23 protein-coding genes and 1 pseudogene are annotated in these 24782 nt (G+C 55.3%); 14 read left to right on the top strand and 10 right to left on the bottom strand.

Annotation, left to right across the window (positions count from 1 at the left end):
• The 3 genes from RMS95_RS12415 to RMS95_RS12405 all read right to left on the bottom strand — a co-directional run bounded on the left by RMS95_RS12415 (window position 1) and on the right by RMS95_RS12405 (window position 5597).
• Complete coding sequence (locus tag RMS95_RS12415) at window positions 1-1305, bottom strand: MFS transporter (protein ID WP_310646519.1); 1305 nt, start codon at window positions 1303-1305, stop codon at window positions 1-3.
• Between the two features lie 18 nt (window positions 1306-1323).
• Window positions 1324-3264: an alpha-amylase family glycosyl hydrolase gene (locus RMS95_RS12410; protein ID WP_310646518.1), complete on the bottom strand. Its 1941-nt coding sequence runs from the start codon at window positions 3262-3264 to the stop codon at window positions 1324-1326.
• A 107-nt stretch (window positions 3265-3371) separates the two neighbouring features.
• Window positions 3372-5597: a TonB-dependent receptor domain-containing protein gene (locus RMS95_RS12405; protein ID WP_310646517.1), complete on the bottom strand. Its 2226-nt coding sequence runs from the start codon at window positions 5595-5597 to the stop codon at window positions 3372-3374.
• A 419-nt stretch (window positions 5598-6016) separates the two neighbouring features.
• On the opposite strand from RMS95_RS12405, the gene RMS95_RS12400 reads away from it, so the two are divergent.
• The 11 genes from RMS95_RS12400 (at window position 6017) to RMS95_RS12350 (ending at window position 16760) form a co-directional block, all read left to right on the top strand.
• The gene (locus RMS95_RS12400) at window positions 6017-6640 is read left to right on the top strand and encodes an energy transducer TonB (RefSeq protein WP_310646516.1); all 624 of its coding nucleotides are present in this window, start codon (window positions 6017-6019) and stop codon (window positions 6638-6640) included.
• A gap of 54 nt (window positions 6641-6694) precedes the next feature.
• Window positions 6695-7552 carry a MotA/TolQ/ExbB proton channel family protein gene (locus RMS95_RS12395; RefSeq protein ID WP_310646515.1) on the top strand — a complete coding sequence of 286 codons (858 nt, stop codon included), beginning with the start codon at window positions 6695-6697 and terminating at the stop codon, window positions 7550-7552.
• A gap of 15 nt (window positions 7553-7567) precedes the next feature.
• The gene (locus RMS95_RS12390) at window positions 7568-7981 is read left to right on the top strand and encodes a biopolymer transporter ExbD (protein WP_310646514.1); all 414 of its coding nucleotides are present in this window, start codon (window positions 7568-7570) and stop codon (window positions 7979-7981) included.
• 23 nt (window positions 7982-8004) lie between these two features.
• On the top strand, window positions 8005-8436 hold the full coding sequence (locus RMS95_RS12385; protein WP_310646513.1) for a biopolymer transporter ExbD: 432 nt from the start codon (window positions 8005-8007) through the stop codon (window positions 8434-8436).
• Between the two features lie 84 nt (window positions 8437-8520).
• A complete protein-coding gene (locus RMS95_RS12380) occupies window positions 8521-9681 on the top strand; it encodes a hypothetical protein (protein ID WP_310646512.1) in 1161 nt (386 codons plus the stop codon).
• Between the two features lie 54 nt (window positions 9682-9735).
• Window positions 9736-10782 carry a LacI family DNA-binding transcriptional regulator gene (locus RMS95_RS12375; RefSeq protein WP_310646511.1) on the top strand — a complete coding sequence of 349 codons (1047 nt, stop codon included), beginning with the start codon at window positions 9736-9738 and terminating at the stop codon, window positions 10780-10782.
• Window positions 10769-11572 carry a glutamate racemase gene (gene murI / locus RMS95_RS12370; RefSeq protein ID WP_310646510.1) on the top strand — a complete coding sequence of 268 codons (804 nt, stop codon included), beginning with the start codon at window positions 10769-10771 and terminating at the stop codon, window positions 11570-11572. The genes RMS95_RS12375 and murI overlap by 14 nt, the downstream gene beginning before the upstream one ends.
• Before the next feature lie 57 nt (window positions 11573-11629).
• On the top strand, window positions 11630-12610 hold the full coding sequence (gene gnd, locus RMS95_RS12365) for a phosphogluconate dehydrogenase (NAD(+)-dependent, decarboxylating) (RefSeq protein WP_310646509.1): 981 nt from the start codon (window positions 11630-11632) through the stop codon (window positions 12608-12610).
• 31 nt (window positions 12611-12641) lie between these two features.
• A complete protein-coding gene (locus tag RMS95_RS12360; protein WP_310646508.1) occupies window positions 12642-13718 on the top strand; it encodes an XdhC family protein in 1077 nt (358 codons plus the stop codon).
• On the top strand, window positions 13718-14383 hold the full coding sequence (locus RMS95_RS12355; protein ID WP_310646507.1) for a nucleotidyltransferase family protein: 666 nt from the start codon (window positions 13718-13720) through the stop codon (window positions 14381-14383). Before RMS95_RS12360 ends, RMS95_RS12355 begins: the two co-directional genes overlap by 1 nt.
• 19 nt (window positions 14384-14402) lie before the next feature.
• A complete protein-coding gene (locus tag RMS95_RS12350) occupies window positions 14403-16760 on the top strand; it encodes a YgiQ family radical SAM protein (RefSeq protein ID WP_310646506.1) in 2358 nt (785 codons plus the stop codon).
• Window positions 16761-16820: 60 nt separating this feature from the next.
• On the opposite strand, the gene RMS95_RS12345 is transcribed toward RMS95_RS12350, so the two are convergent.
• The 3 genes from RMS95_RS12345 to smpB all read right to left on the bottom strand — a co-directional run bounded on the left by RMS95_RS12345 (window position 16821) and on the right by smpB (window position 18872).
• Window positions 16821-17273, bottom strand: coding sequence for a hypothetical protein (locus tag RMS95_RS12345; RefSeq protein ID WP_310646505.1), 453 nt, complete (start codon window positions 17271-17273; stop codon window positions 16821-16823).
• Window positions 17274-17276: 3 nt separating this feature from the next.
• Window positions 17277-18203: a retropepsin-like aspartic protease gene (locus RMS95_RS12340; RefSeq protein ID WP_310646504.1), complete on the bottom strand. Its 927-nt coding sequence runs from the start codon at window positions 18201-18203 to the stop codon at window positions 17277-17279.
• A 192-nt stretch (window positions 18204-18395) separates the two neighbouring features.
• Window positions 18396-18872 (bottom strand): SsrA-binding protein SmpB, encoded by a 477-nt coding sequence (smpB, locus tag RMS95_RS12335; RefSeq protein WP_104798648.1) that lies wholly within the window; start codon window positions 18870-18872, stop codon window positions 18396-18398.
• 47 nt (window positions 18873-18919) lie between these two features.
• Here smpB and RMS95_RS12330 point away from each other — a divergent pair, with 47 nt between their 5' ends.
• The 3 genes from RMS95_RS12330 to RMS95_RS12320 are packed head-to-tail and all read left to right on the top strand — an operon-like array spanning window position 18920 to window position 20762.
• Complete coding sequence (locus tag RMS95_RS12330; protein ID WP_310646503.1) at window positions 18920-19372, top strand: type II toxin-antitoxin system RatA family toxin; 453 nt, start codon at window positions 18920-18922, stop codon at window positions 19370-19372.
• Window positions 19369-19731, top strand: coding sequence for an RnfH family protein (locus tag RMS95_RS12325; RefSeq protein WP_310646502.1), 363 nt, complete (start codon window positions 19369-19371; stop codon window positions 19729-19731). Before RMS95_RS12330 ends, RMS95_RS12325 begins: the two co-directional genes overlap by 4 nt.
• 11 nt (window positions 19732-19742) lie before the next feature.
• On the top strand, window positions 19743-20762 hold the full coding sequence (locus RMS95_RS12320; RefSeq protein WP_310646501.1) for a DUF6352 family protein: 1020 nt from the start codon (window positions 19743-19745) through the stop codon (window positions 20760-20762).
• Window positions 20763-20792: 30 nt separating this feature from the next.
• On the opposite strand, the gene RMS95_RS12315 is transcribed toward RMS95_RS12320, so the two are convergent.
• From RMS95_RS12315 to RMS95_RS12300, 4 genes and pseudogenes are all read right to left on the bottom strand, one after another.
• Window positions 20793-21134: a P-II family nitrogen regulator gene (locus RMS95_RS12315; protein ID WP_310646500.1), complete on the bottom strand. Its 342-nt coding sequence runs from the start codon at window positions 21132-21134 to the stop codon at window positions 20793-20795.
• A 14-nt stretch (window positions 21135-21148) separates the two neighbouring features.
• Window positions 21149-24259: an efflux RND transporter permease subunit gene (locus RMS95_RS12310; protein WP_310646499.1), complete on the bottom strand. Its 3111-nt coding sequence runs from the start codon at window positions 24257-24259 to the stop codon at window positions 21149-21151.
• Between the two features lie 3 nt (window positions 24260-24262).
• Window positions 24263-24655 (bottom strand): efflux RND transporter periplasmic adaptor subunit, encoded by a 393-nt coding sequence (locus RMS95_RS12305; protein ID WP_310646498.1) that lies wholly within the window; start codon window positions 24653-24655, stop codon window positions 24263-24265.
• A pseudogene (locus tag RMS95_RS12300) lies at window positions 24652-24782 on the bottom strand (IS30 family transposase); the annotation flags it as partial. The pseudogene RMS95_RS12300 and the gene RMS95_RS12305, both read right to left, overlap by 4 nt.

Here is a 24782-nt window from a genome sequence, read left to right as displayed (position 1 = left end):
TCAATCCTCAGTTTTGACGCGCAAAGTCAACACCGCAGCCATCGCCAAGAAACAGCCGGCCAGTTGAATGACGTGGCGTGGGTCGCTGCCCAGCAGGCTGTCAAAGTAAAGCGGGAGTGTGAGCATTTGAATGATCATTGGCAACACAATGAACATGTTGAAGATGCCCATGTAGACACCCGCGCGCTCTGGGGGAATGCTTTTGGCCAACATGATGTACGGGTTGCCCATGATGCTGGCCCATGCCAAGCCAATGCCGACCATCGGAACGAACAACCATGTTTTGTCTTGAATGGTGGGCAACATCCACATGCCCAAGCCCGCCAAACTCAAGCACACTGCATGAACCACTTTGGGGCCAAAACGGCGGGTGAGAGGAATCAAACCAAACGCTGCTAAAAATGCCACGAAGTTGTAAAAGCCACCAATTTGGCCGTTTAACAAGCCGGCATCCCGAAAGCCTTGTGCGCTGGCATCGGCCGTGTTGAACATAGAGCGGGCCAACGACGGCACGATGTAAATCCAGTAACACATCATGCCGTACCACTGAAACAACTTCATCCACCACAACTGGCGCATGGTGTGTGGCATCTCACGGATGGCGTCACGCACTTCAAGCAGGGTGGCGCTTATGCCACGCGGCTTGGCCAAGATGGCGTTCCTTTCGGTCAAGCTCAACGGCAATTCTGGCGTGGAATGCACTGACCACCATACCGTGGAGAGGGACAACACCGAGCCGATTAAAAAGGCAATGACAGTGATCTGTGGAATGTTGCTCGCGTTGACGGCGTCTTTGTTCAAACCAAACCAAAACAGCAGCGAGGGTGTGAGGTAAGCCAAAGTTTGCGCCAGTCCGGTGAAGGCGCTTTGTGTCAAAAATCCCAAAGAGTGTTGGTCCGCGTTCAGACGGTCACTGACGTAGGCGCGGTAAGGCTCCATCGTCACGTTGTTCGCAGCATCCAAAATCCACAGCAAGCTGGCGGCAAACCACAGCGTGGGGCTGTAGGGCATGAACAGCAAGCAAATGCTGCACAAAATAGCGCCCACCATAAAGAAGGGTGTGCGTCGGCCCCAGCGGCTGATCGTTCGGTCGCTCATCGCACCGATGATGGGTTGGACCAAGAGGCCCGTCATCGGACCTGCCAGCCACAGCAAAGGCAAGCTTGCCTCGTCTGCACCGAGGTATTGGTAAATCGGACTCATGTTGGCTTGTTGCAAGCCAAAGCTGTATTGGATACCGAAGAACCCAAAGTTCATGCTGAGGATTTGCCAGAACGAGAGTCTGGGTTTGAGGCCTGTGGTCATGGCGTTTCCAAATAATTTTTAGGGGCGCTGAGTGGTTAACCACATGGCGGCATATGGCCCCAGTGGGCACGCGCTGATTTCTACCGGTTGGTGGGTCAATGCATCTCTTGGCGCTTGTAAACCCACGGGCACCGCCGATGAGAGGTTCAATTTCAATGTCACGCTGGTGCCTGAGAAATTGAACAGACCCAACGCTTGCGCGCCTCGTTGCAGCACCAACACCGAAGGGTGCCCGCTTGAGAGCACCGTGAGCGCGTGTTCTGCGCTCAGGCTGGCGTGTTGCTTTTTGGCGCTCACCAATGCACGAATCGTTTCGTAGATGGTTCCTGCTGTGGTGCGGGTGTCGTGGCGTTGCGCAAACAGCACATCGTCGAAGCGCGGGCGATGTAACTCACGGCCATCGGGGCCTTGACGCGCAGCCAGTTCTGCCGCTGATGTGTTGCCTTGGCCTAATTCATCGCCCATGTAAATGAGCGGTAAGCCCCCCACGAATAGGGACAGCGATTGCATGAGCGTCAAACGAGAGGTCGCTGACACAATTTCTTCTTGCGTTTGTGCCGAAGTCAACCCAACTAGGGCTGCAGCCATGCCGTTGGTGCCGTGCACCGTGTTGGTATCGCTGGCTTGAAAGGCGGCACCTTGTGCGTAGCTGCCTTCGGCTTGTCCTGCAAAGAAACGTGACGCATGAAGCAATCGCTTGCGCTGATTAGGACCGCGTGCATCTAACTCAGGGCGTAACACATTCCAGCCAATGTCATCGTGACAACGTACATACGTCATCCATGCGCATCCCTCGGGCAGGGCAGGGGTATGTGCCAAGACATCGTGAATGATTTGTGTGTTTTCTTCCGCCAACGCGACCCAGCTTGCTGACATCAAACTGGAGTGATAAGCCACATGGCATTCTTGGCCTTGTGTTGAGCCGAGTCCAAAGTAAGGGGGCAAATCTTGCGTGGGCATGATTGCTTCGGCTTTGAGCAAGGTGCCTGGGGCTGCAATGTTGGTGAGGCATCGCAAGGCTTGCAAGATCCAATGCACTTCGGGCTGGTTCATGCAGTTGGTGCCTTCGCGCTTCCAGAGAAAGCCCGTAGAGTCCAAGCGGAAAGCTTCGACGCCATGGTTCGCCAGCTGCAACAAAGACTTCGCCATCTCGGAGAACACGACCGGTTGGGCGTAGTTCAAATCCCACTGATAGGGGTAGAAGGTGGTCCATGTCCACGCGTTCACTTCAGGTACAAAGGTGAAGTTTCCGGGGGCTGTGTTGGGGAAGATTTGAACCAAGTTCTTTTCGTAGTCAGAGATCTGCTCGGGGGATTTGACCCAGTGAAAAAACGATTGGTAATAGGCACTGCCCGCACGCGCTTTGACGGCCCATTCGTGCTCATGCGAGACATGGTTCAACACAAAATCGCTGCACAAACTGATACCCGCTGTGCGCAGTGCTTGGGTGAGTTGCTTCAAGTCAGACAAGGTGCCCAATTGCGGGTCGACTTCGTCATAGCTGGCGACCGCAAAGCCACCGTCGTTGGGCGGTGTGCCAGGTTTTAAAAATGGCAGCAAATGCAAGTAGGTGACACCGAGTTCTTGCAGGTGTGCAATGCGTTGGCGAACGCCCGCCAAATTGCCTGCGAATTTATCGGTGTAGGTGCAATAGCCCAGCATGCCTTGCAAATGCCAGTTGGGGTTGGCTTCGCGTTGCAGGTCCAGCGCCCACAAATCAGCAGGGCGGTTGAGGGCGATCTGCACGGTCTGAACCAACACTTGGTTCAACCACTGCGCGTAATCAGGCGTACAGCTGTAAAGGCGCGACAGTCGGTCGCGCAGTTGGGGCAATTCTTGGTTTAAACGTGCGCGCAGCACGTTGGCGCGATCCGCATCGGCGTGATCGAGCAAGTCATTCAAAACAGCGGGAAGATGGGCCTCTCCGACGAGAGCGGGGCGATCTTCAATCACAGACATAGTGTTCACAGTTCAGTAAGAGAGGCACCGAACCTTGTGAGTTCGGTGCTGATAGGCTTTAACTACAAATACCCAAGCTGTGTTGCAGCTTGGGTGTTGAACAAGTTTTAGAACTCGTATTTCAAAGTTGCTTTGGCACTGCGACCCGCCAAAGCGCGAGCGGCGTGGCCGTCGCCTTCAACTTCTGTGAATGCCAATTTGTTGAAAGCGTTGTTCACGCTCACGATGGCAGACGCTTGCTTGTTGATGCGGTAGTTGGCAAACAAGTTCGTCACCATATAGCCGTCCATCGTGATGGTGTTTGCGTCATCACCGTACGATTTTGTGGAACCAATGAAGGCTGCACCGTACTCCAAATCACCTGTACGGTAAGAAGGAGACAAGGCATACACCAGGTCGGCTTGACGGCGTGGCTTCTTACCAATTTCAGCTGCAGTCAAAGAATTTTTGATTTTGGCGTCTGTGATGGTTGCGCCTGCATTTAAGCGGAATGCGCCAGAGCGGTAGCCTGCTTCGAGTTCGAAACCTTGTGCTTTGTAGCCATTGGTTGTGAACTTCTGTGTGGTAGCTTCATAGTTTGACTCATCGGTCTTAGCCATGAAGAACGTACCAAACAAGCTCAGGTTGCCTTCGCGGTGCTTCACACCCAACTCCTGTTGTTGCAGTCGGTTGAAGGAAACGGGCTTACTGCCATTCAATGCACCGGCTGTGCCGTACATCAAGCGATCAGCTGCGAAGTTGTAACCATCGCTGATGCGACCGTAAATCGCGGTGTCTTTTGTCAGAGCGTAGTTGACACCGCCCGAGTAAGACATCTTGCTTTGCTTGTAGTTCACAGTGTCTGCAGAACCGCCATCCCAAGTTGCTGATGACAATGCCGTTGGGTTGGTAGGTGTTGTACCTTTGAAAGTCTGACCTGTAGCGGACATTTCGTTGTGACGAACGCTACCTTCAACTGTCAGCTTGTCCTTTTCCCAGCTCAATGCGGCATAAGGTGCTGTCACGTTGTACTTCACGTCATAAGTACGTGAGCAGCAACCGCCCCATGTATTCCATCCGCTAGATGTCGGTGCAGACCAAGAACCATTGGTGCCCACGGTGTATTGGTTCCAGAACCATGTTTGCGCCAAGTTCTGCGAACCTGTGAACAAACCGCCTGTAAATACAGATTTACCGCCGTTCATGTCGAAGGCTTTGGAAGCTTTCAAATCGTTGAACATGTTGTCCATGTTGTCCAACGAGGTGTTGAACATGGTGCCTGTGAAGCTGCTTGCGCCACCGCCGTTGTCTGCAGGGAACATGCCGACAAAGCGACCGCCGTTGGCGCTTTTGCGCATTCTTTCTTCCACCGTCCAACCGCCATCCAAGTTGAACTTAGCTTCCAAACCGATGGAGCGGCTTGTCACGTGCAGGCCGTCAGCTGGGTTTGTGGTGACTTGACCGCCATTGCGATCAATGGTGGTGTCACGTGTCATGTTCGGGTTGATGAAAAACGCAGTGCGTGGGTCAACACCTGGCAATGTTTGAATCTTGCCGTTTGAGAGGCGAGTGGGCACAGGCAAGATGGTGGGCGTCTTGTCGTCTAAGTTTTTGAAGTTCAGACGAACGTAGCTGCCTTTGTCAAATTCTTTGGTAATGCTTGCCTTGAGTTGGCCGCCATCTTGAGAGTTGAAGCCAGTTTTGTAAGGGCCACCTTCGCCTTGGCGTGTAAAACCGCCAATGTTGAAGTACGTGTCGCTGTTGATGGCGCTGCCGAAGTTGAAGTCGTAACGGTTCAAGCGTGAACCCAGACCTGTGGTGAAACCGACGGCATTACCGACATCGCGGCCGTTTTTGCTGACGAAGTTGATGATGGCGCCAGGTGCGTTGCTGGCCAGCGTTGATGCGCTACCACCGCGAACCACTTCGACGCGGTCTGTGGTGAAGTCGGTGCGCATGAATTGGTCAGGCGTACCAAAGGCAATGTCACCAAACAACAAGATAGGTAAGCCATCTTCTTGCATTTGTACGTAACGGCTACCGCCGGCAGACACAGGCGCGCCACGAACGGTGATGTTTGCGTTGCCTTCGCCACCCGAAGACTCGGCACGAATGCCAGGTACTGAGCGCAAGATTTCAGCAGCACTTGTCGCACCGCTTCGCATGATGGCTTCTTCACCAACGGAAGTCACAGAGTCGCTTGACTTCATCTTTGTGCGGCCGGTCGGCGAGGCTGTCACCACGACTTCGTCGAGGTTCAAAGTCTGCGCGTATGCCGAACCAATTTGTAAAGCAGCCAAGGAAGCTGCGACTGCAATCGTTTTTGGATTGATTTTGTTTTGTGTTTTTTTCACAAAAGTCTCCAGATACAAGTTTTAAAAAATGAAAAACCCATCAAATTTTGGGTCTGTCTTCGGTTTGAACTCTTTGTCTTGCCTTGGATGCATTGCAATGAGTTGGTGGATTCTTAACGACTTTGCAAACGTTTGCAATATGGGTTTGTGTTTTAATGAAATTTTCAGCAGTAAATTCCTTGAAACAGATGAAGGTCTGTGCTTTAAGTCCTTATGAAATCTAGACTTTTTATTCATTCCTAGGATTTTCCCTAGTGTGTATGGGTTGCAACATTGGCTGAATTTCTTTCGATCTCAATAATTTTCACAACCAAGGGTTTTCACGGGTTTGATGGTGACACGTCTTGAATAGAATTGCAAACGATTGCAAAAATAGTTTTTGATTTTTGCTTCAAAAGACAAACAGGAGCCACACACACATGAAAGACTACGCCAGTCAACAACGCAATCCCGGCAAGCACATGCTTGGGTTGGGTCTGGTGGTTTTGTTGCACATCCTCGTGTTTTGGGCGATCAACTCTGGCCTGGCCAAGAAGTTCGTCAAAGTCATCAAAGGGCCTGTTGAGGCCCAGTTGATTGAGGATGCCAAGCCCGACATTCCGCCGCCTCCACCCCCGCCACCTCAAAAGAGTGCGCCGCCGCCTCCAGAGTACGTACCGCCCGTTGATATTCCCACCACGGCCACAGCTGGTGTGAATGCCATTGCCTCGGTTTCAACCACACCTGCGCCACCGCCGCCGCCTGCGCCTCCCGCAGTGGCCGTGAGAACAGCCCCTATCATTAATGCTGCAGCCAGCTGCCAAAAGCCTGAGTACCCCAGCGCATCACGACGTAACGAAGAAGAAGGCACCGTCCAGCTTCGTTTCTTGATCGGTCCTGAGGGCAATGTGCTTGAATCTCAGGTCGAGAAGAGCTCTGGATTTACTCGGCTGGACGAAGCAGCGCGATCTGCGTTGTCACGCTGTCAGTTCAAGCCTGGCACGCTCAATGGCAAGCCTGAGCAAAGTTGGGCCAGCATGAAATACACATGGCGCTTGGAATAAGCGCTGTTCAAAACGTCAATACACACAGAATTTTCCTCAAGGAGTCCCTTCATCATGATTAAACATTTCAAAACTTTCGCGCTCAGCGCAGGCTTGGCTGCCACTTTGTTGTTTGGCTTGGTTGGCCACGCACAGGCCGCCAAAACCAAAGAGGCTGCCGCCGCCCCCGCTGCGGTTGAGGCCGCTCCGCAAGCTTCGGCCGCGGCTGTTGTGGCGCCCATTGCCGCAGCGCCTGCTGCGGCAGACCCTCATGCCGGTGAAGAAAACCCTTACGGCTTGAAAGCGCTGTGGGGCCAAGGCGACATCGTGGCGAAAGGTACCTTGTTGATCTTGGTGCTGATGAGCATGGGCAGCTGGTATGTGTTGATCACCAAGTTCTTTGAACAAAACAAAGTTGCCCGTTTCGCCAAACAGGCGCAAGACAACTTCTGGTCAGCCAGCAATGTGCGTCAAGGCACCGATGCTTTGGACGAAGCCAGCCCGTTCCGCTTCATTGCAGAAAAAGGCTTGGAAGGTGCGAGCAAGCACACGGGTATGTTGGGTGCGATCAATTTCAACGACTGGGTGACCATGAGCATTCAGCGCGCCATCAACAACGTGCAAAGCCGCATGCAAGATGGTTTGGCTGTGTTGGCCACCGTGGGTTCGACCGGTCCATTCGTGGGTTTGTTCGGTACCGTTTGGGGTATTTACAACGCCTTGGTCAAGATTGGTATGTCGGGCCAAGCGTCGATCGACAAAGTGGCCGGCCCTGTGGGCGAGTCCTTGATCATGACCGCCATTGGTTTGGCTGTGGCTGTGCCTGCTGTGTTGGGCTACAACTGGTTGGTGCGTCGTAACAAGTCAGCCATGGAAGACATCAATGCTTTCGGTTCAGACTTGCATTCCGTGCTTTTGGCCAACAACAAGTAAACAGGAGTCATCATCATGGCGATGAACGTTGGAGGGGACGCCGATGACGAGATCATCGGCACGATCAACACCACCCCGTTGGTCGATGTGATGTTGGTGTTGTTGATCATTTTCTTGATCACGATTCCGGTGGTGACCACGTCGGTGAAGGTCGATCTCCCCAAGGAGCAAAACTTGATCCGTGAGACCAAGCCCGAGAATGTGATCATTTCGGTGGATTCGGCGGGCAAGATTTTCTTGTACGACACACCGATCAAGAACTCGAACGACTTGCTGGATCGTATGAAGACCTTCGCGGTCAAAACGCCCCAGCCTGAAGTGCAAATTCGTGGCGATGCGCGCAGTGATTTTGAGGCCGTGGGCCGTGTGATGTATGCCGTTCAACGCTCAGGCATCACCAAAGTTGGCTTCATCACCGAGCCCAACTGATTCACGCTGAATAAGGAAAAAATATGGGAATGAACTTAGGAAGCGGGTCAGGCAGCGGCGAACCAGAAGTGATGATGGACATCAACACCACGCCGTTGATTGACGTGATGTTGGTGCTGTTGATCATGCTGATCATCACCATCCCTGCGCAATTGCATACGGTCAATTTGGATATGCCGGTGTCAAAGCCCGCCACGAAAAAGGTGGATCCTGTGGTCATCAAGATTGAGGTGGATGCCAACAGCGTGATCAATTGGAACGGCAAACCATTGGCTTCGCGTGCGGAGTTGGAGTTGAAACTGCAAGAGGCGAGTCTGATGCAGCCCCAACCTGAACTGCACATTCGCTCCAACGCCAAGGCGAAATACGGTGCGGTGGCCTCCGTGATGGCCAACGCTCAGCGTCTGGGTTTGACCAAACTGGGCATCGTGGGCTCAGAGCAGTTTGTGAATTGATTTCTTCAAGGTTTTCTGTCTGAAAACCCTTGCCCCTCCTCGCAAGAGGCGGGGCTTTTTTTTAATCACATGAGGAATAGGCGTATGTGGAAAAGATTATTTGCATGGAGCGTGTTGGGCGTGGCGTTGGGCAGCGTAGCGCAGGTGAATTTGCGTTCAGAAGTGGCCAAGCCTTTGCAGGCGGCCCAAGAAGCGATTCAATCTAAGCAGCCTGAAGAAGCTTTGAAGAAAATCCATGAAGCACGCCAAGTGGCGCAGTTAACGGCGGCTGAAAAAATGCTGTTGGAGCGCTTGTCTGTGGTTGCGGCAATGAATGCCCAAAAGTTTGATTTGGCGGCTTCTTCGCTGGACTACTTGCTGCAAAGCAAAGACTTGCCCGAGGTAGACCGCTTGACGCTGATGGAAACCATGGTGAACGTGAGCCTGCGCACCAAAGACTATCCGCGTGTGGTGGAGTGGTCGCGCCGCTACCTGCAGCAAGGCGGCACGAATACCCGCATTCGCTTGGCCTTGATGCAGTCCTTGTCTGTGCAAGGCGCGCACCAAGAGGTGTTGAAAGAAATGCCCGCCAAGCGGCAAGCCGACGCGGCAGCGGGCAAGTTGCCCGACGAGGCCGAGTTGCGCCTGTACGCCTTCAGCCAGCAACAGGTGAAAGACGAAGCGGGCTACGTCAAAACCTTGACCGAGTTGGTCAAACGGTTTCCGAGCCAAGCGTATTGGGGTGATTTACTCAACCGCATTCCCCGCCAAACTGGTTTCAATGGTCGCTATCAGCTAGATGTGTTTCGCTTGATGGATGCGACAGAGAATTTAGAAGATGCCGAGGATTACGCTGACGTGGCCCAAGCAGCTTTGAACGCCGGTCTGCCGCACGAAGCCCAACGCATGCTCGACAAAGTGCCTCAGCCCGCGACCGCTGGCAACCTTAAAAAACAAGTGCTGCAACGCACGGCAGAAGATGACAAGGCCATGCAAGCCGTGGGCCCCAATTCCGAAGACGCGGTGTTGTTGGCGCAATGGGCCGATGTTCAGCTGTCCAAAGGCGCTTGGAAAGCAGCCGTACCGGCCTATGAGAAGGCGTTGGCCAAAGGGGGGCTACGCCGCGAGGCTGAAACTCGCCTGCACTGTGGCATTGCCATGTTGAAAAGTGACCAAGCCGATGCCGCCAAAGCCATGCTGGCCAGTGTGAAAGGTGACGACACGGCCGCGCTTCTTGCATCGCTTTGGCTGAATTTGGCAAAGTGAAGGCCTATCATTGGGTTTATAGAATTTTTAGCTGAAATAACCAGTTCCTAGCCCATGGCCAGTTCAGATCCTGAAAAACGAAAAATCCAAATGATCGACATCGCCCGTATGGCGGGCGTGTCGACTTCAACCGTTTCTCGCGCCTTGAATGGCAGCGCACTGACCAATGATGAAACACGTATTCGCATCATTGAGCTTGCGCGCTCTTTGAATTACACGATCAACCAAAGCGCCAAAAGCTTGCGCATGGGCGATAACCGAACCATTGGCGTTGTCATCCCCTACGACCGCAAAACCCGTCAGCACATTTCTGACCCATTCTTCTTGGGCATGTTGGGTAGTTTGGCGGATGCCTTGACCGACAGAAACTACGACATGTTGTTGTCACGGGTGGACGCCGATCGACTCGACGACATGGCGGCTTTGTACGACACGGGCCGAGCACGCGGCATCATCGTGATCGGTCAGTGGGGGCATCACGACCAGCTCAACGACTTGGCGCGACGCCATGTGCCATTGGTAGTTTGGGGTGCGCAATTGCCTAGGCAGCTGTATTGCAGCGTGGGTAGCGATAACTTGAGTGGTGGTGCGCTGGCCACCGAGCATTTGTTGGCCGCTGGTCGCCGTCGCATCGCGTTCATGGGCGACACCGCCATGCCTGAAGCCACCAAGCGGTACGAAGGTTATTTGCAGGCGCACGAGAAATTTGGTGTGGCTGTGGACCCCAATCTCTACATTCCCAGCCCGTTCACGGCCGAAGAGGCACAAGCGGCGATGCGTGGATTTTTGCAAGCAGGCGTTCATTTTGATGCGTTGGTGGCGGCCAGTGATTTGATTGCCATCAACGCCATTGGCGTGATGAAGCGCGAAGGCATGGCGGTTCCCGAGCAGGTCAGTGTGGTGGGTTATGACGACATCGACATGGCCTCGCACAGTTTTCCACCGCTGACCACCGTGCGCCAGCCGATTGAGTTGGCGGGGGGCGTGATGGTCGATTGTTTACAAGCCCTGCTGGACGGCGAGCAGCCCGATTCGCAGTTGCTGCCCACGTCTTTGGTGGTGCGTGAGTCAAGCCTGCAAACCGCGAATGCATCAGCCTGACTTTGCAGGCGCCATCGGCGTCTTCGATTCCGGCGTTGGCGGTTTGTCCGTTTTGCGCGCCATTCGCGCCGCTTTGCCCTTTGAAAACTTGGTTTATGTGGCCGATTCGGGTCATGCTCCTTATGGCGATCAAACCGAGGCCTACATCACCCAACGCACGTTGAGCGTGGGGCAATGGTTGGCAACGTCTGGCGTGAAGGCCATCACGATTGCATGCAACACGGCCACGGTGGTGGCGGCGCGCCGTTTGCGCGAAAACATCGCGCTGCCCGTGGTGGCCATTGAGCCCGCCATCAAACCTGCTGTGGCACACACCCGCAGCGGTGTGGTGGGCGTTTTGGCCACGCGTCCCACGGTGCAAAGTGACAGCGTGGCACGCTTGTGTGCCTTGCACGGCTCACAGGTACGCATTGTTTTGCAGGCCTGCCCCGGCTGGGTGGAATTGGTCGAGCAGGCCGATTTGCACAGCGCCCAGACCGAGGCGCTGGTGCGTCAATACGTTCAGCCTTTGGTCGACCAAGGGGCCGACACGCTGGTGCTGGGCTGCACGCATTACCCTTTTTTGCGCGACACCATCCAACGCGTGGCGGGTGAGGGTGTGGCCTTGATTGACCCTGCCGAAGCTGTGGCGCGTGAGTTGGTGCGGCGTTTGGGGCCTGTGCATGGGGTGTCGGCCCCGCAGTTGGGGCACACCTGGTTCTTCACCACGGGCGATGCACCGCAAGTTCAACGCACCATGGCCCAGTTATGGGGTGAGGGTGTCACCGTTGAGGCTTTGACGTCCGTTTAAAACGAGGTTTTGCACGTAAAGTGCGACCATTCAACTAACACGTCAAAGGGGACAGCTGTGCAACTTGGAATGATTGGCCTAGGCCGCATGGGCGGCAACATTGTGCGGCGCTTGATGCGTCATGGTCACACCAGCGTGGTGTACGACGCCAACCCTGACAGCGTGGCCCAACTCGCCCAAGAAGGCGCCACGCCCAGCCACGATTTGGCGTCTTTGGTGGCGCAGCTGCAAGCGCCCCGTGCGGTGTGGGTGATGCTGCCTGCGGGCGAGATCACGGCATCGACCATCCAAATGTTGAGCACCTTGCTGGAGCCGGGTGACATTTTGATTGACGGCGGTAACTCTAATTTCCAAGATGATGTGCGTCACGCGCAGATGCTCAAAGCCAAAGGCATTCGTTACCTCGACGTGGGCACCAGCGGTGGCGTGTGGGGTTTGGACCGTGGTTACTGCATGATGATTGGCGGCGACGCCACGGCGGCGCAGCACCTCGATCCGATTTTCAAAACTTTGGCGCCCGGCGTGGGCACCATCCCCAAAACACCCGGTCGCGAAGGCAAAGTGTCGACGGCGGAGGAGGGCTACCTCTACACCGGCCCCGCAGGTTCGGGGCACTTCGTGAAGATGATTCACAACGGCATTGAGTACGGCTTGATGCAGGCCTACGCCGAGGGCATGGATGTGCTCAAAGGCGTGGGCCAAGACAGCATTCCCGCCGATCGCCGTTACCAGCTGGATTTGGCCGACATCACCGAGCTGTGGCGACGCGGTAGCATCGTGTCGTCGTGGTTGCTGGATTTGACGGCAATCTCGTTGGCCGAAGACCCTGAACTGAAGGCCTATTCGGGCCACGTGCAAGACTCCGGCGAGGGCCGTTGGACCATCAACGCCGCCATTGAAGAGGCGGTGCCCGTGCCGGTGTTGTCTGCGGCTTTGTTTGCGCGTTTTCGCTCACGCCAAATCAGCACGTTTGCAGACAAAATGTTGTCGGCCATGCGCAAGCAGTTTGGCGGCCATCAAGAGCCGGGTAAGCACTGAACGGCCCAACGACAACACGGAGACACGGTGAATGGAAAATTTGGATGTGATGGTGCTGCGCACGCTGCAAACTTGGCGGCAAAGCGGTCAACGCGCGCTGCTGGCCACCGTGGTGCGAACGTGGGGGTCGTCACCTAGGCCCATCGGCTCCATCATGGCCTTGTGCGAAACCGGTGCGGTGGTGGGCTCCGTGTCAGGCGGTTGCATTGAAGATGATTTGATTTACCGTTTCACCCAAGCCTACGCGTCTACCGCATCCCTTCAGGCGCAAGATGCGCCCCAAGTCCTGCCCAGCGGGGCACCGCAGCGTGTGAAATATGGCGTCACCGCCGACGAGGCGCACCGTTTCGGCTTGCCCTGTGGCGGCACCTTGGAGTTGGTGTTGGAGTTCGACCCCGATCCTGTCTTGCTGGCCGAACTTTTATCGGCGTTGGGGCAAGGTCGTCTGATGCAGCGCCATCTCGATTTGCACACGGGCGCTTGCCGCTTGCATGCGACCGAACAAACGGCTGAACTCAGCATTAACGCAGACCGCTTGGTCAACACCTTTGGGCCCGAGTTCCGCATGTTGTTGGTCGGGGCAGGGCAGTTGACCGAGTATTTGGCCACCATGGCCTTGTTTTCTGGCTTTGCCGTTACGGTGTGCGACCCGCGTGAGGAATACACAGGGGCTTGGTCGGTGCCCAACGTGACCGTGCTCAAAGACATGCCCGATGACGTGGTGCAGCAGTTCAAGCCCGACAGCCGCAGCTGCGTGATTGCCTTGACCCACGATCCGAAGTTGGATGATTTGGCCTTGCTCGAAGCCCTCAACACCGAGGCGTTTTACGTGGGCGCCATTGGCTCGCGCCGCAACAACGAAGCGCGTCACCAACGCATGATGGAGCACTTTGACCAAACAGAAGCGTCATTGGCTCGCTTGCGCGGCCCGATTGGCATTTACATCGGCAGCAAAACGCCGTCCGAGATCGCGGTCAGTGTGATGGCCGAGGTGCTGGCGGTCAAAAATGGCGTGCCTTTGCCGCGTGACATGGACGTGGCGCACATGAAAAATACCCAAAACGTGGCGCACAACGACCCCGGCGTGCTGGTTTGCGGCATTCGTTGATGGTGTCCGGCCCTTCGACGTTCGGCGCCGTGTTGTTGGCCGCAGGGGCAGCAACACGCATGGGACGGCGGCCCAAGTGTTTGTTAGAGCGAGATGGACAGGCCTTGATTCGGCACTTGGTGCACGCGCTGCTTTCAGCGGGGGTGCGCGATGTGGTGGTGGTGTTGGGGCATTACGCGGCGCAAATTCGCCCCGCCTTGCAAGGGTTGCCGGTGCAGATCGTACAAAACCCAGCGCCAGACCTAGGCCAAGCCTCGTCTTTGCACCTCGGTTTACGCGCTTTGCCCGAGCTATCGGAAGGTGTGGTGGTGGCGTTGGCCGATCAACCCTTGATCACGGCCGCTGATGTGGCTGACTTGCTGCAGGCATTTACTCGCAGACCCACAGGCACGGACATGCTGGTGCCGATGGTGGCGGGTTTGCCCGGCAATCCGGTGGTGTTTTCTGAGTCGGTACGCCGCGATTTGCTGGCGTCAGGCTCCGACGTTGGGGGCAAACAGTGGCAACGCACCCACCCTGAACAGCTGTACCGCTGGCCCACCGCCAATGAGAATTACCGCCAAGATGTGGACTCGCCAGCCGACGTGGCCAGTTTGGCGATCCAAAAGAACGTGCATTTGTCATGGGCCACGGATAACCCCGCAAAACCTGCGGACAGGGGCTAACCCGTACACTTAGCGGCTCATGAATGCCTACGCCGACGTCTCCCTTTTCCCCCGCAACGCCAAGCCGCTGAACAGTTACCGCAAGTACTGGGCCGCCCGCTTTGGCACGGCCCCTTTCTTGCCCATGAGCCGCGAGGAAATGACCCAGCTGGGCTGGGACAGTTGCGACATCATCATCGTCACGGGCGACGCGTATGTGGACCACCCCAGCTTTGGCATGGCAGTGATTGGCCGCATGCTGGAGAACCAAGGGTTTCGGGTGGGCATCATTGCACAGCCCGATTGGCAAAGCGCCGATCCGTTCAAGGCCTTGGGCAAACCGAATTTGTTCTTCGGCGTGACCGCTGGCAACATGGATTCGATGATCAACCGTTACACGGCAGATCGCAAAATTCGCAGTGACGACGCTTACACCGCCGGCGACATTGGCGGCAAGCGCCCCGACCGTGCGGCCTTGGTCTACAGCCAGCGCTGCAAAGAGGCCTACAGCGACGTGCCGATTGTGTTGGGCGGCATCGAAGGCTCTTTGCGCCGCATTGCGCATTACGACTACTGGTCTGACAAAGTGCGCCGCTCGGTGGTGGTGGACAGCAAGTGCGACTTGCTGCTTTACGGCAATGCTGAACGCGCCATTGTTGAAATTGCCCACCGTTTGGCCGCCAAAGAGCCCGTGCAGCAAATCACCGATGTGCGTGGCACGGCTTTTGTGCGTCGCGAAACGCCTGAGGGCTGGTTTGAGATTGACTCGTCCAGCATTGACGTGCCAGGGCGTGTCGAGGCCCACGTGAACCCCTATTTGATGGTCAGCGACCAAGCCAAGGCACAAGGTGAAACCTGTGCCCGCGAAGACGAGGCCAATGCGGTGGCGGATGCGGCCAATGCTCAAGCAGGCAGCGCCCAAGGCTTCACCATTTCTCCGCTCAAGTTTGTCGACAACCCTGCGCTGCAGGGCAAAGGCAAACTCAAAGTGCCACCGCGTGAGCGCAGCGTGATTCGCTTGCCCGCGTATGAGCAAGTCAAGTCTGACCCTGTGCTCTACGCCCACGCCAACCGCGTGCTGCATTTAGAAACCAACCCCGGCAATGCCCGCGCCTTGGTGCAAGCCCACGGCGAAGGCCACACCGCCCGCGATGTGTGGGTCAATCCGCCCCCCATTCCGCTGACCACGGCTGAGATGGACTTGGTGTTTGACTTACCCTACGCCCGCAGCCCGCACCCCGCGTATGCGGATGAGAATGGCAGCCACGACGGTGAGACCAAAATTCCCGCGTGGGAGATGATTCGTTTCAGCGTCAACATCATGCGCGGCTGCTTTGGCGGCTGCACGTTTTGCTCCATCACCGAGCATGAAGGTCGCATCATCCAAAGCCGCAGCGAAGACTCCATCATTCGCGAAATTGAAGACATCCGCGACAAAGTGCCGGGCTTCACGGGCGTCATTTCCGACCTCGGGGGCCCCACGGCCAATATGTACCGCATTGGCTGCAAGAGCCCCGAGATTGAGGCCGCTTGCCGTAAACCCAGCTGCGTGTACCCGGGCATTTGCCAAAACCTGAACACCGACCACAGCTCGCTGATTCACATGTACCGCCGTGCGCGTGAGTTAAAGGGCGTGAAGAAAATTCTGATTGGCTCAGGCCTGCGCTACGACTTGGCTGTCCAGTCGCCCGAGTACGTGAAAGAGTTGGTGCAGCACCATGTGGGCGGTTATCTCAAGATCGCGCCTGAACACACCGAGGGCGGCCCGCTGTCCAAGATGATGAAGCCCGGCATTGGCAGCTACGACAAGTTCAAACAGATGTTTGACAAGTACAGCGCCGAAGTAGGCAAAAAGCAATTTCTCATCCCATACTTCATCGCGGCACACCCCGGCACCAGCGATGAAGACATGATGAACTTGGCCCTGTGGCTCAAGCGCAATGGGTTTCGCGCCGACCAAGTGCAAACCTTCTACCCGAGCCCCATGGCCAGCGCCACAGCCATGTACCACTCAGGCCGCAACCCTTTGGGTCGCGTGACGCGCAGCAGCGAAGTGGTGGACGTCGTGCGTGGTGAGCGCCGTCGCCGCCTGCACAAGGCTTTTCTGCGCTACCACGATGCCAACAACTGGCCTTTGCTGCGCGAGGCTTTGAAAGCCATGGGCCGCGCCGATTTGATCGGTAACGGCAAGCAGCATTTGATCCCGACCTTTCAGCCGCAAACCGATGGGGCCTACGTCAGTGCGCGTCGTAAAAACAGCACCGTCACGCCAAAGGCGGGTGGGGCAAAGACGGGGGCCGCGAAAGTTGGTTTTGCGAAGCCTTCGATGCGTAACGAGCCTATGAAGGGCCGTGTGCTGACGCAGCACACAGGGCTGCCACCGCGCAAGAAAAAATGACGGTGACCGATTGATTGCGAAAACCCTTCGTCATCTACCCATCAAAAGTATTGCCTCCTGCTAACTGTTGCGGTTCCTCTGGAATTCCAAGAATCGCTCAGTTTGCGAAGTATCTCGGCCTGTCACTTGGTAAAAATTTTCTACCGCGCGCTCAATAAGCTCTGCCGCTGCGCTTTCGGCATCAATAAAAAATTCATCTAGCTCAGGTATGAAATGCTTAAGCCAGTTCCTATATTCATTTAAGGTGTCTCTCACAGTTGAGAAATCTTTCTGCTTTGCGAAATCCTTTAGCGCCTCAATCTCTTGAGGCGTAAGGCTAGACATAAGCGCAATTGTTTTTCTGGTGCTACTACTTTTACTGCCAGAATCCTCCAGCATTTTTCCCAGTACTTCCTCAGCTGCGCCAGCCAGTGTTGCGGATGAATAAAAGTCACGACTCTCCAGAAACAGTTCGATGCTTCTATTGAGCTGATGCTCGCAAACGTCCAGTCGCGGGTGGAAACGAGCCTTCACCATTTATTCACGAGTTATCTCAAGCCGATTGGGCGTGGTGTTGATTCGCCATTTTCCCAATTTCTGCAATGCGCTTTGACCTAAAAGAAGCGAGCCGCTGTCGTTAGGAAATATTGACGCACGTACATTTCTGATGGTCACGTCTCCTAGTGTCAGCGATTTCAAATTCACCACCGTCCCGGTAACCGTACTGCCATCCGCAAGGGAATATTTGGACGTTCCTACGATGTCAGCCTTCTGCAGCGAGCCACTTGCAAAAAGCGTTTTCCCGACAAAATCTGGAAGCGTGACATCAGCAGCGCCGGAATCGACAACAAAAGTGAGTGCAATCCCTGAGTTGACAGTGGCCTTGACGTGAAAGACACCACCCTCTTTCGTGAGGGGTATTGATGTTGTAGATGGACTAGATGTTGCTTCAACAACTGGCTGAATCTTTTCGTTTTTTGTTGCGTTAAAGGCCCATCTGGAAACCACCTGGCACAGCGGGACATACTCATCCGAAGATAAACGGCCTTTTACTCTCTTTTCGTTGACTAGGACGATCGTCTCATCTATAGCTTGATTTAGGCTCTTTTTCTCGTCAATTTCTACCGGAATATTGTCAGTGGTAAAGCTCGCCCAATAAATTTGCTCGCTGAGCTGTAGGCTGCAGTCTGTGAGGTTTCTTGTGATGGAATAGGCTGCGCCATTCTTAGTTTGAGATGAGAAGACAAATTTTGTGGTGTAGTAAACGAGATATTTATCCTTGGCGACTAGCTTTAGAGAATCCATGTCAATGTAGTTGCGCCCATATTTGGTCTCGTAATATTGGACAAAGTTCTCCGCACGGCCAGCGTTCGGGAAAAGTGAACTGGCAATTGCGATTGAAGTCAGAATCCGACTAAGCTTTTTCATGATGCCCCTGATTTGATTTTTGAATAGTGCTTTCAAGGTAGCAATTTAATTCGGGCGTCTGGCAGCCTCGAACTTTGGCCTTTAGGTATTCGCCAAAAGTTTGACCGTCAAATGCAAGTCCAGTCTGAATGACATGGTCTCTTGATGCCAAGGCTTGTTGAATCAATAAACGACGAGTTTCGGCTTTATCGATTTGGTGCACAGTCTCTGTATCCACAATAAAAACCTTTAGCGATTGCGCGACTTCATCGCGCGCTCGACCTCGCGTTTGCCTTCGCGGTCCTTGATGGTGTCGCGCTTGTCGTGCTCGGCTTTGCCTTTGGCCAGCGCGATTTCGCATTTGATCTTGCCGTTTTTCCAGTGCAAATTCAGGGGCACCAAGGTGTTGCCCTTTTGCTCGACTTTGGTGATCAAACGCTTGATTTCGTCTTTCTTGAGCAGCAGCTTCTTCGTGCGCACGTTGTCGGGGTTGACGTGGCTAGACGCCGTGTGAAGCGGGTTGATTTGGCAACCGATCAAGAACAGCTCGCCATTGCGCACCACCACATAGCCGTCGGTGAGTTGCACCTTGCCTTCGCGGGCAGATTTGACTTCCCATCCTTCCAGCACCATGCCTGCCTCGAATTTTTCTTCGAAGAAGTAGTTGTACGCAGCCTTTTTGTTGTCGGCGATGCGTGAGGGGAGTGCAGGTTTTTTGGTAGCCATTGAGTGAATATGGGGACAGTAGAGCTTCTTACAATGTGGACCATTCTATGAAAACCGTTCACAAGTCCGTCCTCATTTGGTTCAGCGCCGAAGAAATGTTTGCATTGGTCACCGATGTGGCCCGATACCCTGAGTTTTTACCTTGGTGCGACCGTGCTGGCGTGATCGAGCAACACCCCAACGGCATGACCGCCGAGATCGGCATGTCGCTGGGTGGCTTTCACAAAAGCTTCACCACGCGCAACGTGCATGTCGAAGGTCGCCAAGTCAAATTGGCGCTGGTCGATGGCCCGTTCAAGCACTTGGATGGCACGTGGGACTTCCACCCCTTGACCGACCCCAACACCCAAGCGCCCCAGCGTGCTTGTCGCATTGAGTTGACCTTGAACTACAGCTTCGAGAGCATGTTTGGCGCTTTGGTGGGCCCCGTGTTTGACAAAATTGCCGGCACGTTGGTGGATGCCTTTGTGAAGCGCGCTGAGCAGGTATATCCCGCGTGAACGACGCTGCCAATACATCGATCACCCTCACGCTGCTTTATTCGCCTGAACCCCGCGTGGTGGATGAGCGAACGCTGTGCTGCGCGACTGGCACCACCGTTGTGCAAGCCTTAGAGCAGAGTGGCCTGCTTCGCGACCACCCTGAAATCGCGCTGCACGATGCGGACGCGTTTGTGGTGGGCATCTGGGGGCGCAAGACCACGCCAGACCATGTGCTGCGCGACCTCGATCGTCTTGAGATTTACCGTGCGCTGACCGTCGACCCGATGGTGGCTCGACGCGAACGCTTCCAGAAACAAGGCGCCGGTAGAACGGGCCTGTTCTCCAAACGACGACCGGGCGCCAAGCCCGGCTACTGACCCACACACCTATGACGCACAACTTTTGGCCCTCTAGCGGCTACACCTTGTTGACACAAGACCGCGAAGGCCACTTGGTGGTCAGCGATGACTTTTTACGTTTCCTGCTGGAGAGGCCCGAGCTGGCCCCCATTGCCAGCTCTTGCGCCGCAGAGATGGCCTTGCATCACAGCTTGGGCGAGCAGCCTCGCATGGCCGTCAGCGCTGAAACCTTGGCCAGTCTGCAAGACCCCGATGCGGCTGAGAACTACGCTGTCTGGCTGCGTTTTAGAGAGCGTCTGTTGGCCCACCCCACGCTAGAGGCCAGTTACATGGCTTTGTTCAAAGGTGAGGGTGTGGATGTGCCGCCGTTGCTGGTGCAGCATTTGACGCAAATTTTGTTGCGTCACGTGTTGGGCGACGAGGCCACGCCCATGCAGGTGCGCGCCGCTGAAATGTTGATGCACACCCAAAAAATCACGGTGCTTGAAAATGGCGCCGTCATGGCCGCAGACGACACCACGGTGGAGCGTCACGCCACACAGGGCAGCTTTGGCTCGATTGGTGAGTTGCTGCAACAAGGCGGCATCAAGTTGCGCAGTGTCGATTTGGATGTGCTCAACCCTGAAAACCAAGACGACTATTGGCCCCGCAGTGAAAGTTTCGATTGGGTGTTGAGTCTCAACCGTGGCCAGCCTGGGCTGACTGCGCTGTGCGAGGTGATGGCCAAATGGGTGGGGCATTTCTTGGGCGTGCAAGTGCAGATTCAAACCGAGCGTGAGATTGACGATGACCACTGGGTCTGGCACATCGGCTTGGATGCGCAGGCCAGCAGCATCTTGAATGACCTCTACCAAGGCCACGAGGTGGAGGCCGATCGCATGGAGCGCCTGCTGTGCTTGTTCAAACTCACGTTTGACGAACCCAATGCCATGCTGGCCGAGGTGCGGGGCAAGCCCGTTTATTTGGCGATGGCGGTCGATGCCAACCAGCGCCTCAAGCTCAAACCACAAAACTTGTTGATCAACTTGCCTTTGGCGAAGCGTTCTTAAGGTCAGCTCAGGATGTCTGCATCCGCTGGGTCAAGGCCTGTCGATGGGCCCTGCCACTGATTTGTACAAAAACACGGCACGGTGGATGTCCGTCACCCACACCAAACCGTCACCGATCTGTCCGATTTGCGCCACGTGAACGATCGTGTCGACGATGCTGTCGCAGACTTCGTCTGACGCCACAATTTCTATACGCACTTTGGGTGTGTAGTCCGTTAACTCTTCTTTCAGGTTCGTGGGACTGTGCAAATTGGGGGCCGAGCAACCCTCGGCCTTGCTGACGGTCATGCCAGGAAATCCGGGGAGGGTGCGCAGCTTTTCACGCAAGGTGGGCAGTTTGGAGGGGCGAATGATGGCTTTGATTTCTTTCATGGTGTTTTTCTCAATCAAGCTTCAGGTTCAGTTTCGTCGAACCAGTGATAAATCGTGGGTACCACCACCAAGGTGAGCAAGGTACAGGTGATCAGGCCGCCAATCACCACAATCGCTAAAGGACGCTGCACTTCTGACCCCGGGCCGTTTGAGATCAAAAAAGGGATCAAACCCAGCATGGCCACCGTGGCTGTCATCATGACGGGGCGGAATCGTTGGCGCGCACCTTCAAGCACGGCATCTTTCACCGACATGCCGCCTTCACGCAGGCTGCGGATGTAAGACACCAGCACCACCCCGTTGAGCACCGCAATGCCCCACAGGGCAATGAAGCCAACCGAAGCAGGGACCGACAGGTATTCGCCGGAAATGAACAAACCCATCACCCCGCCGACCGATGCAAAAGGCAGCACCGTGATGATGAGGGTGGCGAACTTAACCGAGTTGAACAGCAAAAATAACAAGAAGAAAATCGCGGCCACGGTGATAGGAACAATCACTTTCAGGTGACCCAGTGCACGCTCCATGTTTTGGAACTGGCCACCCCATTCCAAGTAATAGCCATCGGGGAGTTGGATTTTTTCATCCACCTTGGCTTGCAACTCCGTCACAAAACTGCCCAAGTCACGGTCTTTGACGTTGATGCCCACCACGATGCGGCGCTTGGCCATTTCGCGTGAAATTTGTGCAGGCCCATCCAGCACCTTGATGTGTGCCACATCGTTCAAGCGCGCTTGGGCGCCGTTGGGTGAGTCCAAGATGATGTTGGAAATGGCTTCCATGTTGTTTCTAAAACGCTCGGGCAAACGCACCACCGCAGAGAAGCGGCGCTCGCCTTCAAACACCTCCGAAGCCACTTTGCCGCCGATCGCCATTTCAATCATGTCGTTCACATCGGCCACGTTGATGCCCAAGCGTGCAATTGCTTGTCGATCAATGTCGATTTGCAAATATTGTTGGCCTGAGATGCGCTCCACCCGCAAGTCTTGCGCGCCCTGAATGCCTTGTGCCACTTTGGCGATTTGGTTGGCCAAACGTTTGAGATCGTCCAAGTCATCGCCAAACACCTTGACCGCGATGTCCGAGCGCACGCCCGTGACCATTTCGTCCACCCGGTCAGAAATGGGCTGAGCCATGACGATTTGCACCCCAGGCAAGGCCTTAAGTTTGTCGCGCATGGCCTCGGCAATGGTGTCTTGTGTCCATCCTGCAGGCCACTGGTCGCGAGGCTTCAAGCTCACGATTGGGGTGGATTCGTTAGGACTTTGCGGATCCGCCGGCGACTCACCGCGACCCACGCCCGACACAGCAGACTTCACCCCCGGTACGGTCATGACCAACTTCATGGCCTGCATCTCCATCTTGATGGACTCTTCCAATGAAATGTTAGGCACACGGTTGATGCCTGGTACCACCGAGCCTTCTTTCATTTCTGGAATAAAAGCACTGCCCAAAAACGGCAGTACGCCGATGGCCAATGCCAAGGTCGCGAGAGACACCATGACCGTGCGCTTCTGATGGCGCATGGCTGCGTCAAGCAACTTGAGGTAACGCTTTTTCAGTGCCGCAATTAAGCGTGTGTCATGGTCGCCCTCTGCGGCCGGCGGTTTGAGCAAGTACGACGACAGCACGGGTGACAACGTCATCGACAGCACCAACGAAATCGCCAAGGCAATGACGATGGTGTAGGCCAAGGGCGCAAACATCTTGCCTTCCATGCCCTGCAAGGTCATCAAGGGCAGGAACACCAAAATGATGATGCCCACGCCAAAGATCACGGGCGTGGCTACCTCAATCACCGCATTCAAAATGCAACGCACTTGGCTTTCCCCCAGCGCGGCAGCGCGACCTAAGCGTGCATAGGCGTTTTCAACGACCACCACCGAGCCGTCCACCATCAAGCCAATGGCAATGGCCAAGCCGCCCAACGACATGAGGTTGGCGGAAATACCGAGCTTGTTCATGGCCAAAAAGGTCAAGAGCGGTGTGAGGACCAAGGTGGCGACCACGATCAACGAAGAACGCACATCGCCTAAGAACAAAAAGATCACCACCACCACCAACAGCACACCTTCGAGTAGCACTTTGACCACGGTCCACAACGCGGCGTCGACCAGTTCAGATCGGTCGTAATAGGGCACCACCTTCAAGTCATTGGGCAACATGCCACGGTCGTTGATCTCTTTCACGCGCTTTTTGATGCGGCTGACCACTTCTTTGGCGTTACCGCCGGTCATCATCATCACCACGCCACCGACCGCTTCGGTGGTGCCGTTCTTGATGACAGCGCCTTGACGCACCTCGTGGCCGAACTCAATGCTGGCCACGTCACGGATGTACACCGGCGTGCCGTTGATTTCTTTCAGCACGATTTGGCCCAAATCGCTCAAGCCTTGCACCAATCCCACGCCACGGATCAAGTATTGCTCGGACGATTGCGGCAACACGCCACCGCCCGAGTTGGCGTTGTTGCGCGAGACGGCTTGGTACACCTCGGACAAACTTACCTTGTAATGGCGCAAGCGTTCTGGGTTCACCAAGACGTGGTACTGCTTGACGTACCCGCCTTGCGAGTTGATTTCTGCGACGCCCGAAATAGACCGCAGCAACGGGCGCAGCACCCAGTCTTGCACCACGCGTCGTTGGGTCAGTTCTTCTTCACTCAGGCTGTGATGGCCGTCTTTGGCGTGCTCTAGGGTGTATTGGTACACCTCACCCAAACCAGAAGACACAGGCCCCAGCACGGGCATGATGTCTGCGGGCAACTTTTGCCCGACTTCCATCAAGCGTTCCATCACCAATTGACGGGCGAAATAGACGTTGGTGGCGTCGGTGAAGACCAAGGTGATGAGCGACAAGCCGGGTTTGTTGAGTGAGCGTAATTCAGTCAACCCAGGCAAGCCCGTCATCGCCACTTCAATGGGAACCGTGGCGAAACGTTCCACCTCTTCAGGGGAGCGGCCGCGGGCTTCGGTGGCGATTTGAACCTGAACGTTGGTGACGTCAGGAAACGCATCGACCGAAAGTTTGCTGGCGGCTTGAATGCCAAACATCAGCAAGACAACGGCAATGACGCAGATGATCAAGCGCTGTTTCAGCGCGGCGCGCACGAGGGATTCAAGCATGGCTTAGGTCCCGCTTTCCATGGCTTTGAGGTTGCGTTGGTTGTTCAAATGAAAGGCCCCCTCGGTCACCACGCGTGCACCTTGTTGAATGCCATCCATCACGATGCGCTGTCCGGCACGCTCGGGGCCCAAGCGCACTTTGGTGAGGCGAAATAGCCCGTTGACTTCTTGAACAAACACATGGTCTGTGTCGTCCTCACGCACCACGGCCGCAGCGGGGACCACCAGCCGCTGAACAGGTGTGGCTTCAATCAACATGGAGGCCAGCATGGAGGGCTTGAGGCGACCGCCTTGGTTGTCGAGCTCGGTACGCACCAGCACGGTTCGGGTGTCAGGATTGACCGTTTGGCCGACGTAAATCAGCTTGCCTACCAGTTTTTCATTGGGCGGATTCAAGGACGAAGTGCAACACGCTTTAACGAGGCATGGAATACCTCGTGAGGTGTCTTGAATCCTAGTCGCTTTCTGGGGCGATGATTCAATCGGTTTTCAATCATAGTCAATTCCTCATCCGTCACGGTTT

Source organism: Limnohabitans sp. (assembly GCF_031539175.1).
In the GTDB taxonomy this organism is placed as follows: domain Bacteria; phylum Pseudomonadota; class Gammaproteobacteria; order Burkholderiales; family Burkholderiaceae_C; genus Limnohabitans.
Note: the sequence above shows the minus strand (reverse complement) of the source record. Positions and strands in the feature narration are given on the sequence as shown.